Consider the following 13,961-nt stretch of genomic DNA (forward strand, 5'->3'; position numbering starts at 1 on the left):
TGGTCGGGTGGGAACTTGGCGACGGCCCCTGTAGGCGCGAGCAGGCTCGCTCCTACAGTGATTGCTTATAGGTCAGAAGGACGGCGCCTGCTGCCGGCGCTTCCACTGATTCAAGCGCTGTTGCAGATTCAACGGGCTATGAATCTGTTGCTGTCGCGCACGGCTGAACAGGATCAGGATCAGTTCGGCGGTGGCCAGGGCATCGGCGCTGGCGTGGTGGCGCTCGAAGACTTCGAGCTTGAACCAGTCGATCCAATCGTCCAGCCCGGCCTCGCGAATGTGCGCCTGGGGGCATAGCAGCGGCGCAATGTCCGCCACATCCAGAAACGGATGCTGCAATTTGAAACCCAGGTGATCTTTCAATGCACGGCCGAGCATGTGCTGGTCAAACGGCGCGTGAAAGGCCAGCACCGGACTGTCCCCGATGTACTCCATCAGGTCGAGCAATGCTTCTGTCGGTTCGCTGCCCGCCGCAATGGCGCTGGGGCCAATGCCATGGATCAGCACGCTGGGGCCGAGTTTCACTTGCGGATATTGCAGGGTGCGTTCGAACTGCTGGCGAAAGTCGATGGCCCCGTCCTCGATCACCACCGCGCCGATGGACAACACGTGGTCCTTGCTCAGGTTCAAGCCGGTGGTTTCCAGGTCGAGCACCACCCAGCGTTGCTCGCGCAGGCTGCACTGCGCCAGGTCGGCAGCCGTCGGTAATTGCTCCAGTCGATGTTGCAAGTGAGCTGGGAGGGTGGGGCTCGGCGGACGCAGCCACGAAAACAGGCTCATAACTGATACCGCAAGGCCAGGCTGCTTTGCAGGCGTTGTGCCTGGCGCAGGGACTCACGCAGGATGCGTCGGTCCAGATGATTGAGGCTGTCGGGATCGACCCGATTCGAATAGGGAAAATTCTCCCGGGTCTGTAGTTGGTGCTGCTGCATGCGGGTCTGCTGGATGAAGTGATAGGCCTCTTCGTACGCGGCGCCGTCCAGGGGATCGATGACCTCCTTGTCGACCAACTGGCGAAAACGCTCCAGCGTGTTGTTCGCTTCGATACCGTGGACCAGGGCCAGTAACCGGGCGCCGTCGACAAAGGGTGCCAGGCCCTGGATCTTCAGGTCCAGGGTGGCCTTCTCGCCATTTTTGCGCGCCAGCACGAACTCGCGGAAACGCCCTACGGGCGGGCGATTGCGCAGCGCATTCTCGGCCATCATGCGCTGGAACAAACGGTTGTCGCCGACCTGATCGAGAATGCCCCGACGCAACTGCTCGCAGCCTTGCTCGCTGCCCCAGACCACGCGTAAATCGAAATAGATGCTCGAGCCCAGCAGGTTCTCCGGGGTTGCCTCGCGGATAAACGCCGCAAAGCGCCGCGCCCATTCGGCCCGGGACAGGCACAGCTCGGGGTTGCCGGCCATGATATTGCCCTTGCACAAAGTGAAGCCGCACAGCGCCAGGCTCTGGTTGATCTGCTGGGCGATGGGCAACAGCTTGCCGCGAATCTCGGCGGCATGGGCCGCATCCCTGGCTTCGAACAGAATGCCGTTGTCCTGATCGGTGTGCAGGGTCTGCTCGCGCCGGCCTTCACTGCCGAAACACAGCCAGCTGAACGGCACGCCGGGGTCGCCTTTTTCGGCGAGGGTCAGTTCGATCACCCGGCACACGGTGTGGTCGTTGAGCAAGGTGATGATGTGGGTGATCTGCGTCGAAGACGCGCCGTGGGCCAGCATGCGCTCGACCAGTTGACCGATTTCGCCCCGCAGCGCCACCAGGTTTTCCACTTTCTGGGCATTGCGGATAGTGCGCGCCAGGTGCACCAGGTCGACCCGTTGCAGGGAAAACAGGTCGCGCTCGGAAACCACGCCGCACAAGCGCTGGTCCTTGACCAGGCAGACGTGGGCGATGTGACGCTCAGTCATGGCAATCGCCGCGTCGAAAGCACTGTGATCCGGCGACAGGAAAAACGGTGCCCGGGTCATGTGTCCTTCGATGGCCTCGTTGAAATCACTGCTGCCGTTGGCCACGGTCTGGCGCAGGTCGCGCAGGGTGAAAATCCCCAGTGGCGCCTTGAGTTCATCGACCACCACGATGCTGCCGACTTGCTGTTCATGCATCAACGTCACGGCTTCGCGCAACGGCGTCTGCGGGCTGCACGTTACCGGGTGGCGCATGGCCAATTCGCCCAGTCGGGTATTGAGCGAATATTGGGTGCCCAGGGTTTCCACGGCTTTTTGCTGCACTTGCTGGTTGACCTGATCCAGCAGGCTGCTGACGCAGCGCAGGGCGAAGTTGCGGAAGGTGTCCGATAGCGAAAACAGGCGGATGAATGCCGGTTTGTTCAGTTGCAGGCAGAAGGTGTCTTCGCCGGCCAGGTGCTCGGTGCGGGTCGCCCGTTCGCCCAGTAACGCTGCGAGGGGAAAACATTCGCCAGTGGTGATTTCGAAGACGGTTTCGGTGCCACCGTTTGCCGTATGTGGACGCTCACCCACGACTCGGCCTTGCTTGACGATATAGAAGTGCTCGACCGGGCCGTCGGCGGGTTTGATGATGCTCTCGCCGGGGGCGTAAAAACGCAGCTGACATTGCTCGACCAGATACGCCAGGTGAGCGTGTTCCATCTGGTTGAAGGGCGGGAAACGCTGAAGGAATTGCAACGTACCCTGGATGTTCTGCAACACCGCGGTTTTCCCTGCCTGTGTGAAGGCGTCCGCTTTACTCATAACCATTACCGCAGTCTTTTTTGAATTGTTGTAGTCGGATGACCCGGACATGGTCGACCCCTGTGGCCGGGGTGCCCATTGGACGTAAGTCTAGGTAGGCAGTTCGCACCCTGAAGTGTCGGAAGAAGCCTACGCAAGTGTGCGAAAAACCTCACGGCTCCCCTATTGGAAAATCATCCGACAGAGTGCACATTGATGGTCTGCTTAGCGATGTCTCACAACTGTGCTAGGGAATTGAATTGAACATGTAGAGAAAGCCATGTCCGACCACGATATTTTGAGCGACGCCGAGCGCGAAGCACTGAGTGCCGTCATGCAGGAACCTGACCTGCCACCGCAACGGGTGCTGATCGTCGACGACGATAAAGACGCCCGGGAGCTGCTGTCAGAGATCCTCGCGCTGGACGGTATTCGTTGCATGACGGCGGCCAGTGGCGAAGCGGCACTCAAGATGCTGGAAGAGAAACCTTCGATCGGACTGGTGATTACCGACCTGCGCATGGGCCACATCGATGGGCTGGACCTGATCCGACAGGTGCGCGAGTCGGTACGGGCGGCGTTGCCGGTCATCATCGTCTCGGGCGATGCCGACGTGAAAGATGCGATCGCCGCGATGCATTTGAATGTGGTGGATTTTCTGCTCAAGCCGATTGATGCCGGTAATCTGCTGGAATTGGTCAAGCGTGAGCTTGGGGTGAAGCCTTAGTTCAAGCCGATAAACCGAGCCGTAAAGAAAAAAGCCCTGATCTTTCGATCAGGGCTTTTTCATGTCCGGCGCAGACGCTCAGTTACAGGCCATTGGCAGCCTTGAACTCGCGACGACGACGGTGCAGGACCGGCTCGGTGTAGCCGTTCGGCTGCTTCGTGCCTTCGACCACCAGTTCGACCGCCGCCTGGAAGGCGATGTTGCTGTCGAAGTTGGGGGCCAGCGGACGGTACAGCGCGTCGCCGGCGTTCTGACGGTCAACCACCGGCGCCATGCGCTTGAGGCTTTCCATGACCTGCTCTTCGGTGACGATGCCGTGACGCAGCCAGTTGGCGATGTGCTGGCTGGAAATACGCAGCGTTGCACGGTCTTCCATCAGGCCGACGTCGTTGATGTCCGGCACTTTCGAACAGCCGACGCCCTGGTCGATCCAGCGCACGACGTAACCGAGAATGCCCTGGGAGTTGTTGTCCAGTTCGTTCTTGATCTGTTCGGCGGTCCACTGCGGGTTCACCGCCAGCGGGATGGTCAGGATGTCGTCCACCGACGCATGGGCACGCTTGGCCAGTTCGGCCTGACGGGCGAACACGTCAACCTTGTGGTAGTGCAGCGCGTGCAGGGCAGCAGCGGTCGGCGATGGTACCCAGGCGGTGTTGGCGCCAGCCATCGGGTGAGCGATTTTCTGTTCGAGCATCGCCGCCATCAGGTCAGGCATGGCCCACATGCCTTTACCGATCTGCGCGCGACCTTGCAGGCCGGTGCTCAGACCGATATCGACATTGGAGTTCTCGTAGGCGCCGATCCATTTTTCCGCCTTCATGTCCGCCTTGCGCACCATCGGGCCGGCTTCCATGGAAGTGTGGATTTCATCGCCCGTGCGGTCGAGGAAACCGGTGTTGATGAACACCACGCGCTCGCTCGCCGCCTTGATGCAGGCCTTGAGGTTGATCGTGGTACGACGCTCCTCGTCCATGATCCCGACTTTGAGGGTGTTGCGCGGCAGGCCCAACACGTCTTCGATGCGACCGAACAGCTCGTTGGTGAACGCCGCTTCTTCAGGACCGTGCATCTTCGGCTTCACGATGTAGATGGAGCCGGTGCGGGTGTTTTTGCGCGAGGTGTTGCCGTTCAGGTTGTGCATCGATGCCAGGCAAGTCACCAGGCCATCGAGAATGCCTTCCGGTACTTCGTTACCGTCTTTGTCCAGAATCGCATCGATGGTCATCAGGTGACCGACGTTACGCACGAACAGCAACGAACGACCGTGCAGGCTCAGTTCACTGCCATCGACCGCGGTGTAGGTGCGGTCGGCGTTCATGGTGCGGGTAAAGGTCTGACCGCCTTTAGCGACGTTTTCCGACAGATCGCCCTTCATCAGGCCGAGCCAGTTGCGGTAGATCACCACTTTGTCATCGGCGTCGACGGCGGCAACCGAGTCTTCGCAGTCCATGATGGTGGTCAGCGCGGCTTCCATCAGGATGTCTTTGACGCCGGCCGCGTCGGTCTGACCGACCGGGGTGCTGGCGTCGACCTGGATTTCGAAATGCAGGCCGTTGTTTTTCAGCAGGATCGCAGTCGGTGCAGCGGCATCGCCCTGGAAGCCGATCAGTTGCGCGTCGTTGCGCAGGCCGGTGTTGCTGCCGCCTTTGAGGGCGACCACCAGTTTGCCGTCGACGATCTTGTAGCCGGTGGAATCGACGTGGGAGCCGGCCGCCAAAGGCGCGGCTTCGTCGAGGAAGGCACGGGCGAAAGCGATGACCTTGTCGCCGCGTACCTTGTTGTAGCCTTTGCCTTTTTCCGCGCCGTCGGCTTCGCTGATGGCGTCGGTGCCGTAGAGCGCATCGTACAGCGAGCCCCAGCGGGCGTTCGAGGCATTGAGCGCGAAGCGGGCGTTCATGACAGGCACCACGAGCTGTGGGCCGGCCATGCGGGCGATTTCTTCATCGACGTTTTGCGTCGTTGCCTGGAAATCGGCCGCTTCTGGCAGCAGATAACCGATGTCTTGCAGGAAGGCTTTATAGGCTTTCGGGTCGTGCACCTGGGCTGTCCCAAGAGCTCGACGCGCCTGGTGCCAGCCATCGATACGAGCCTGGAAATCATCGCGTTTGGCGAGTAGGGCTTTGTTCTTCGGCGCCAGGTCATGGATGACCTTGTCGGCACCGGCCCAGAACTTATCGGCGGTGAGGCCGGTACCGGGAATGGCTTCGTTGTTCACGAAGTCGAACAGGACTTTGGCGACCTGCAGGCCACCGACTTGAACGTGTTCAGTCATTGCTTGCCTCACTCTGCTCAGCTATTTCGCTTTTCAGCTCTTCAATTTAACAATGAAGCCTTTGGCCATTTAAACCACAAACCCCTCTACCAGTACATGCCCATGACAGGCGGCTGGGTTGGGACCAATCAACGGCTTGGGGCCTTGCTGACAGGGCTTTCAGGGTTGCGAACGTGCCTGCGGCAGACATCGATCCAGCGTTATGTAGTGCGCGCTGCGGCATACTACATGATGAATTGCGGTTGTGAAAATTAGACTAATTACGTCGTTCTGCGACCCCATGACGCATTGCGGTCACGTCGGGGAGCGTGATGTTCTCAAAAAACTATTAGATTGTTCCAGTTAAATATCAAAAGTTGTACACGATTTGTTGGGTCAGTCAGATCGGCGGTGCCTTCATTCGCGAGCAGGCTCGCTCCCACTAAGGCCCGCGCAACCCTTGTGGGCGCGAGCCTGCTCGCGAAGGCGCCTGACCTGTCGGCGCAGGTCCAACCCTTGCCTATACTTGGTTCTCTATAACAAAAGTCATGACAAGAGGGCTGTGCCATGGACCACCTCGTACTCACTGTTTTTGCTCCGGACAAGCCCGGGCAAGTCGAGCGCATTGCCCAATGCATTGCCGAGCACGGCGGCAACTGGCTGGAAAGCCGCATGTCGCGCATGGCGGGACAATTCGCCGGGATTCTTCGGGTTGGGGTGCCGGCCGAGGCCTACGACGAACTGGTCGATGCCTTGCAGGGCTTGTCCGCCCATGGCATTCGCGTGTTGATCGCTGAAAGCGGTATCGAACAATCCTGCACCTGGAAACCGATCGCCATGGAACTGGTGGGCAATGATCGCCCGGGGATCGTGCGTGACATCACGCGCTTGCTGAGCGAGCAGGGGGTGAGTCTGGAGCGGCTGGTCACCGAAGTGCGTCCGGCACCGATGAGCAGCGAGCCGTTGTTCCATGCCGAAGCGATTCTTGCGGTCCCGCTGACGCTGTCGCTGGACGTACTGCAATCGCGGCTGGAAACCCTGGCTGACGACCTGATGGTCGAGTTGGTGCTGCGCAGTGAACCCTGATCAGGTTATCCAAGTTAAACGTGCACCCGCCTGTGGATAACCTGTAGAGACACCCCGCCAGGCCACGCCGACCGGGGTTCTTCATGTTTTGATCAAAAAACAAGCAGTTTCAGATACTTGCACACAAACGGCGGGGATCACGCTGTGGATAACCTTGGGAAGGAATGATGCAGGCCACGGGAGACGTGGCCTGTAGGTGTTTGTATGTTTTTTGATCAGCTGCGGCGGCGCAAACTTATCCACGCATCGATGCTGTAAACCGCCAGGCCGGCCCAGATAAACATGAACGCTACCAAGGTGCTGGACGACAGGTGCTCGCCAAACAGCAGGACCGCTTGCAGCAGAACCAGGGTCGGCGCCAGGTACTGGAGAAACCCCAGTGTCGTGTAGGGCAAATGCCGTGCGGCAGCGTTGAAGCAGACCAGCGGCACCAGCGTGATCGGGCCGGCGGCGACCAGCCACCAGGCTTGGGAGGTGGTCCAGAATTCGGCCTGGGCGCTGCTGGCCGTCGGATTGAGCAGCAACCAACCGAGGGCAATCGGTACCAGCATCCAGGTTTCCACCACCAGCCCCGGCAGTGCCTTGACCGGTGCCTGCTTGCGAATCAGGCCATAGAAACCGAAGGTCAGTGCCAACACCAGCGACACCCATGGCAGGCTGCCGACTTGCCAGACCTGTTGCGCCACACCGACAGCCGCCAGCCCGACGGCAATCCATTGCATGCGCCGCAGCCGTTCGCCAAGGATCAGCATGCCCAGCAACACGTTCACCAAGGGGTTGATGTAGTAACCGAGGCTGGCCTCCAGCATGCGTCCGTTGTTCACCGACCAGACGTAGGTCAGCCAGTTGGCTGCTATCAGCGCACCGCTCAGGGCCAGGATCGCCAGCCGTCGTGGATTCTCCCGCAGCTCGCGCCACCAGCCGGGATGCTTCCAGACCATCAGCAACAAGGCGCCGAACAGCGCTGACCACAGCACCCGGTGGATGATGATTTCCACGGCGGGCACACTGGCGATGGCTTTGAAGTAGAGGGGGAAAAGTCCCCAGATGATGTAGGCACTCAGGCCCAGAATGTACCCGCGACGCGGGTTGGCGGCTTGCATGCAGAATCCTTGCTTAGGCAGCTAACAAAGAGGGGATTGTAAGGAGATTTGTCTGCGAATGTCCTGACTGAATAGGTTGGGTATTTGTGAACACAAACAACTGTGGGCGCGAGCTTGCTCGCGATGGCGGTATGTCAGTCAAAGTTGTGCTGAATGTATCGCCGTCATCGCGAGCAAGCTCGCTCCCACAGGGGGGCAGGGTGGGTCAGAACAACTTCAGTGGCTCTTCGTTAAGAGCCGCCAGTTGCTCGCGCAACGCCAACACCTGATCCCCCCAATAACGCTCGGTGCCAAACCACGGGAAACTGCGGGGGAATGCCGGGTCTTCCCAGCGGCGGGCGAGCCAGGCGCTGTAGTGCATCAGGCGCAAGGCGCGCAGCGGTTCGATCAAGGCCAGTTCACGCGGGTCGAAGTCGTGGAATTCGTTGTAGCCGTCCATCAGTTCCGACAACTGGCTCAGGCAATCCTGACGATCGCCGGCGAGCATCATCCAGATGTCCTGTACCGCCGGGCCCATGCGGCAGTCGTCGAGGTCGACGATATGGAACATTTCGTCACGGCACATCATGTTGCCCGGGTGGCAGTCCCCGTGCATGCGGATGTTCTGGTGCGGTGTGTTGCTGTAGGCATCTTCCACGCGCTTGAGCAGATCGCGGGCCACCGATTCGTAGGCCGGCAGCAGGCTGCGGGGGATGAAGTTGCCGTCGAGCAGTGTGGCCAGCGAGTCATGGCCGAAGTTTTTTACCGCCAGCGCTTCACGGTGCTCGAACGGCCGGGTCGAGCCGACCGCATGCAGGCGCCCGAGCAACTGGCCCAGGCGATACAGCTGGTCGAGATTGCCCGGCTCCGGTGCGCGGCCGCCACGGCGGGGGAACAGGGTGAAGCGGAATCCGTTGTGTTCGTGCAGGGTTTCACCGTTGTGGATCAACGGCGCCACAACCGGCACCTCGCAGTCGGCGAGTTCGGCGGTGAACTGGTGCTCTTCCAGAATCGCTTCGTTGGTCCAGCGTTGCGGCCGGTAGAACTTGGCGATCAGCGGCTCGGCGTCTTCGATACCGACCTGATAGACGCGGTTCTCGTAGCTGTTGAGCGCCAGGATGCGCGCGTCGCTGAGAAAGCCGATGCTTTCAACGGCGTCGAGCACGAGGTCTGGTGTGAGGGTTTCAAACGGGTGGGCCATGCTGACTCCTGCGCGCAGCAGGCTGCTGCGTCCGGCCAGGCATGGTAGCGCAGACGGCGCGGTTTTAGGGGGCGGGCTTGAGATGTGCGTTGTTTGCGCTGACGCTATCGCGAGCAAGCTCGCTCCCACAGGTCATGCGCCAGACTTGAAATCGCGCCAATCCTGTGGGAGCGAGCTTGCTCGCGATGAGGGCCTGTCAGGCGCCGACGATCCCGCCATCTTCCCGCGAAATCGCCATCACCGAAGACCGCGGCTTGCCGTTGGGCAGGTGCTCGGGGAAGGTCGAGCCGCCGTTTTCACCCGGATGCTGAATCCCGACAAACAGGGTCTTCTGATCCGGCGAGAAGCTGATCCCCGTCACTTCACAACCTACCGGGCCAACCATGAAGCGGCGAATCTCGCCGGTTACCGGGTCGGCACAGAGCATCTGGTTGTTGCCCATGCCGGCAAAGTCTCCGGCGTTGCTCGAATCACCGTCGGTGAGAATCCACAAGCGTCCGGCCTTGTCGAAGCCCAAACCGTCCGGGCTGTTGAACATGTTCTGCGGCGTGATGTTCGACGATCCGCCTTTTGGTGTACCGGCGTGAACCCCCGGATTACCGGCGACGACGAACAGGTCCCAGGCAAAAGTTTTCGAGCCGTGATCGTCACGCTCAGTGCGCCAGCGCAGGATCTGCCCGTAGACGTTCTTCTCCCGCGGGTTCGGCCCGCCCACCGGTTGCCCGTCTTCGCCGCGTTTGGCGTTGTTGGTCAGCGTGCAGTAGACCTGGCCATCCTTGGGGCTGACCACGATCCATTCCGGGCGGTCCATTCGCGTGGCCTTCACCACGCTGGCAGCCAGGCGGGCGTGGATCAGCACTTCGGCCTGATCGGCAAAGCCGCTGCTGGCGTCGATGCCGTTTTTGCCGTGGGTCAGTTCGATCCATTCACCTTGGCCTTTCGGGTGATCGACGTTGCCGTCGCCGGCATCGAAACGCGCCACGTACAGGGTGCCGTGGTCGAGAATGTCGCGGTTGGCCTTGGGGTTCTTGTGGTCGATCTTGTCGCGGCTGACGAATTTGTAGATGAACTCACCGCGTTCGTCGTCGCCCATGTACACCACGGCATGGCCATCGCCGGTTTCGGCCAGGGCGGCGTTTTCGTGTTTGAAGCGCCCCAGGGCCGTGCGTTTGACCGGCGTCGATTTCGGATCGAACGGATCGATCTCCACCACCCAGCCATGACGGTTGAGTTCGTTGGGGTTCTTCGCCATGTCGAAGCGCTCGTCGTGGGGGTGCCAGTTGATTTCTTTGCTGGTGGCCACCACGCCGTAGCGTTTCTGCGCCGGGTCGAATTTCTGCTCGGCGTTGCTGCTGCCGAAGCAGTCGGTGAAGTTCTCTTCACAGGTCAGATAGGTGCCCCACGGCGTCTTGCCGTTGGCGCAGTTCTGGAACGTACCGAGGACGTTCTTGCCGTGCGGATCGGCGCTGGTTTTGAGCAGGGCATGTCCGGCGGCCGGGCCGCTCAGGGTGATGGGTGCGTTGCCGTGAATGCGGCGGTTGTAGCGCGAGCCCTGGACGAATTGCCATTGGCCGTTCTTGCGCTGCACTTCAATCACCGACACACCTTCGCAGGCCAGCGCCTTGCGCACTTCTTCCGCCGATTGCGGCATGCCGCCGTGGGCGTAGAGGTAGCGGTAGTTGGTGTATTCGTTGTTGATCGCCATCAGCGCCCGATCTTTTTCGCCCGGAAACTCGAACAGGCTCATGCCGTCGTTGTTGTCGCCGAACTGGACTTCCTGATGTTCGGCGCTGCCGTTGCCGCTCGGGTCGAACGCCGGACCGTCCTTGTGCAGTGGCTGGCCCCAGCTGATCAGCACCGAGGACTTGTAGCCCGCTGGCAGGGTGATGGAATCGCTGGTGGCGGCGGCAATGCTGTCGAAGCCCAACAACTGGCTGTTGCCGGCGCTGACACTGGCGGCCATCACGCTGCGGCTCAGCAGGTTGCCACCGAGGAACATCGCAGCGCCGCATAGGGCACCCGCGCTGATGAAGCCGCGACGGCTGAGGCCGACCATGTTTTCGAGGTCGGTGGACTGGTTTTCTTCTAATAGGCTCATTTCAGGCTCCCTGCGGATTTTGCAGACACCTTAAAGATGAGTAATGAACCTTTTGTTGCAGTTCTGCTTACAGTGGCGTGCCCAGCAGAACCCTGGACGGCGAGAACTCGACGCGCACCGGCTTTCCGCAGGTCAACCCCGATGCTTGCAGATGACTCGGTTCGGCCAAGGCGCATAGGGTCAGGCCATTGGGCAGGGTGATGCGCACTTCGCTGGGGCCATCGTCGGCGTCGAGAATTTTTTCGATGCTGCCCCTGAGGCAATTGTTTCCAGGCGTTTCGGCGGAATCGCTTTCCAGCACGTCGAGCCAGCCGGCCTTGATCAATGCCACAACTTCGGTGCCGATTTGCAGCTCCAGGCGCTCGGTGCTGTCGTGGGTGATTTGCGCGTCGACGATCACGCCATCGGCGACTTTGAGGCGAATCAGGTCGTTGCGCCCCTGAGGTTCAATCGCTACTACCTTGCCGTGCAACTGGTTGCGCGCGCTGGTGCGCAGCATCAGGCGCCCGAGCAGATCCAGATCGCTCGCGTCTTCGGCAGCTTCCAGCACCTGGGCCTGCAAGGCTTGCAGCTTCTGGTACAGCCGCAGCACCCGCTCCCCCTCGTTGGACAGGCGCGCACCGCCACCGCCCTTGCCGCCGACAATCCGCTCCACCAGCGGCTTCTGCGCCAGGTTGTTCAGCTCATCGATCGCATCCCAGGCGGCCTTGTAGCTCAGGCCTGCGCTTTTGGCCGCGCGGGTGATCGAGCCTTGTTCGGCGATGTGCTGCAACAGGGCGATGCGCTGCGGACGGCGGACAATGTGCTGGGACAGCAAGGTTGGCAAAGACATGGCAAGTCGCTTTGGGTGGTGACGATGATGAGGACGTTGGTCGCTTGGGCCGTGCGAGTCAAGTCAGGGTGTCTCGCCGGGTTTGGGCGTGCGGGCCAGGCAATAGACGTCGACTCTCACCGCCCCGGCGTCCATTAGCAGGCGAGCCAGGGCCTGGGTCGTGGCACCGGTGGTCAGTACGTCGTCGACCAGGGCCAGGTGCCGGCCTTTGACGACTGCGCCGGGTGCCAGGGAGAAAGCGTTGCGCAGGTTCTTTCGTCGGGCTTCGGCGTTCAAGGCCTGTTGGGCGTCGGTGTCCTGGGTGCGCAGCAGCAACCGTTCGTCGCAAGGGATATCGAGACTCGCACTCAACCAGTGAGCCAGCATCGCCGCCTGATTGAAGCCGCGCTGGCGCAGGCGCCGGGTGGCCAGCGGCACCGGGATCAGCGCATTGGGGCGCTGCAGATCGCCTTCGAAGCGATGTTGCAGGTATTGAGCAAGAAGTTCGGCGAGCAGGCGACCGAATGGCCACTTGGCGTTGTGTTTGAAGCGGGTGATCAGGCTGTCTACCGGAAAGCTGTAGGTCCAGGGCGCAATCACTTGCTCGAAGGCCGGTGGCTGCTTCAGGCAATGGCCGCAGGTGAGGCCCGCGGCCGGGAGCGGCAGGGCGCAGGTCAGGCAGTGATCGCCGAGCCAGGGCAACTCGATTTCGCAGGCCGTGCAGACGGGAGGGATGCCGTCGGCCGCTTCATCGCACAAAAGGCATGATTGTTTGTTTTTTAACCAGATGTAAACCGGTCCTTCGTATCGTGGTTGACAGCGCATCGCTCTTCCTTAAATATGCCGAAACATCTGTGAAGCGACTGTGACATTCCATTATCCAGCCGCCTGCCAAAGCATAATTCAAAGGAAACGCCCATGAGTGCCAGCACCACTGCAACCCTGCGTCATGACTGGACTTTGGCCGAAGTCAAAGCACTCTTCGTTCAGCCATTCAATGACCTGTTGTTCCAGGCGCAGACGGTGCACCGTGCGCATTTCGACGCCAACCGCGTCCAGGTGTCGACCCTGCTGTCGATCAAAACCGGCGCCTGCCCGGAAGATTGCAAATATTGTCCGCAGTCCGGTCACTACAACACCGGCCTGGAAAAAGAAAAACTGATGGAAGTGCAGAAGGTCCTCGAAGAGGCCGCTCGCGCCAAGGCCATCGGTTCTACCCGTTTCTGCATGGGCGCGGCGTGGAAGCATCCGTCGGCCAAAGACATGCCGTACGTGTTGAAGATGGTCGAAGGCGTGAAAGCCCTGGGCCTGGAAACCTGCATGACCCTCGGTCGCCTGGATCAGGATCAGACCGAAGCGCTGGCCAAGGCCGGCCTCGACTACTACAACCACAACCTCGATACGTCGCCGGAGTTCTACGGCAGCATCATCACTACCCGCACCTACGGCGAGCGCCTGCAAACCCTGGCCTATGTACGTGAGTCGGGGATGAAAATCTGCTCCGGCGGCATTCTCGGCATGGGCGAGTCGCTGGACGACCGCGCCAATCTGCTGATCCAGCTGGCCAACCTGCCGGAGCATCCGGAGTCGGTGCCGATCAACATGCTGGTGAAAGTCGCCGGTACACCGCTGGAAAATGCCGACGACGTCGACCCGTTCGACTTCATTCGCATGCTCGCCGTCGCGCGCATCCTGATGCCGCAATCCCACGTGCGCCTGTCCGCCGGCCGCGAAGCCATGAACGAGCAGATGCAGGCCATGGCGTTCTTCGCCGGTGCCAACTCGATTTTCTACGGCGAAAAACTGCTGACCACTGCCAACCCGCAGGCCGACAAGGACATGCAACTGTTCTCGCGTCTGGGCATCCTGCCGGAAGCTCGCGAAGAGCACGCCGATGAAGTGCATCAGGCGGCGATCGAGCAGGCGCTGGTGGAGCAGAAGAGCAGCGAGCAGTTCTATAACGCGGCCGTCTGAATCCAACATTTATTCCTCTGAAGGAATGCAAAACCCTGTGG

Annotated in this window: 11 protein-coding genes; 3 read left to right on the plus strand and 8 right to left on the minus strand. The window is 60.7% G+C overall.

The features are described from left to right. Positions 1-72 precede the first annotated feature (72 nt). Positions 73-780, minus strand: coding sequence for a 3'-5' exonuclease (locus VC35_RS09275; RefSeq protein WP_046039408.1), 708 nt, complete (start codon positions 778-780; stop codon positions 73-75). Further along, positions 777-2,717 (minus strand): putative nucleotidyltransferase substrate binding domain-containing protein, encoded by a 1,941-nt coding sequence (locus tag VC35_RS09280; RefSeq protein WP_046039410.1) that lies wholly within the window; start codon positions 2,715-2,717, stop codon positions 777-779. Before VC35_RS09280 ends, VC35_RS09275 begins: the two co-directional genes overlap by 4 nt. A gap of 253 nt (positions 2,718-2,970) precedes the next feature. On the opposite strand from VC35_RS09280, the gene VC35_RS09285 reads away from it, so the two are divergent. Then, positions 2,971-3,417: a response regulator gene (locus VC35_RS09285; protein WP_046039412.1), complete on the plus strand. Its 447-nt coding sequence runs from the start codon at positions 2,971-2,973 to the stop codon at positions 3,415-3,417. Positions 3,418-3,499: 82 nt separating this feature from the next. Here the strand turns inward: VC35_RS09285 and VC35_RS09290 are convergent, their stop codons facing one another. Continuing rightward, entirely contained in the window at positions 3,500-5,689 is a 2,190-nt protein-coding gene (locus VC35_RS09290; RefSeq protein WP_046039414.1) for a malate synthase G, read from the minus strand. Between the two features lie 546 nt (positions 5,690-6,235). Here VC35_RS09290 and VC35_RS09295 point away from each other — a divergent pair. Then, entirely contained in the window at positions 6,236-6,754 is a 519-nt protein-coding gene (locus tag VC35_RS09295) for a glycine cleavage system transcriptional repressor (protein ID WP_046039415.1), read from the plus strand. 215 nt (positions 6,755-6,969) lie between these two features. Here VC35_RS09295 and rarD read toward each other — a convergent pair whose 3' ends face one another. The 5 genes from rarD to VC35_RS09320 all read right to left on the minus strand — a co-directional run bounded on the left by rarD (position 6,970) and on the right by VC35_RS09320 (position 12,771). Further along, the gene (rarD, locus tag VC35_RS09300; protein ID WP_046039417.1) at positions 6,970-7,857 is read right to left on the minus strand and encodes an EamA family transporter RarD; all 888 of its coding nucleotides are present in this window, start codon (positions 7,855-7,857) and stop codon (positions 6,970-6,972) included. A gap of 205 nt (positions 7,858-8,062) precedes the next feature. After that, positions 8,063-9,037, minus strand: a complete 975-nt coding sequence (locus VC35_RS09305) for a serine/threonine protein kinase (protein WP_046039418.1) — start codon at positions 9,035-9,037, stop codon at positions 8,063-8,065. A 196-nt stretch (positions 9,038-9,233) separates the two neighbouring features. Next, the gene (locus tag VC35_RS09310) at positions 9,234-11,135 is read right to left on the minus strand and encodes a PhoX family protein (protein ID WP_046039419.1); all 1,902 of its coding nucleotides are present in this window, start codon (positions 11,133-11,135) and stop codon (positions 9,234-9,236) included. Positions 11,136-11,202: 67 nt separating this feature from the next. Further along, positions 11,203-11,967 carry a TOBE domain-containing protein gene (locus VC35_RS09315; RefSeq protein WP_046039420.1) on the minus strand — a complete coding sequence of 255 codons (765 nt, stop codon included), beginning with the start codon at positions 11,965-11,967 and terminating at the stop codon, positions 11,203-11,205. Positions 11,968-12,030: 63 nt separating this feature from the next. Further along, positions 12,031-12,771, minus strand: coding sequence for a ComF family protein (locus tag VC35_RS09320; RefSeq protein ID WP_046039421.1), 741 nt, complete (start codon positions 12,769-12,771; stop codon positions 12,031-12,033). A gap of 93 nt (positions 12,772-12,864) precedes the next feature. Here VC35_RS09320 and bioB point away from each other — a divergent pair, with 93 nt between their 5' ends. Then, the gene (gene bioB / locus VC35_RS09325) at positions 12,865-13,920 is read left to right on the plus strand and encodes a biotin synthase BioB (RefSeq protein ID WP_046039423.1); all 1,056 of its coding nucleotides are present in this window, start codon (positions 12,865-12,867) and stop codon (positions 13,918-13,920) included. Positions 13,921-13,961 lie beyond the last annotated feature (41 nt).

This window comes from Pseudomonas fluorescens, assembly GCF_000967965.1.
GTDB classification, from domain to species: domain Bacteria; phylum Pseudomonadota; class Gammaproteobacteria; order Pseudomonadales; family Pseudomonadaceae; genus Aquipseudomonas; species Aquipseudomonas grandcourensis.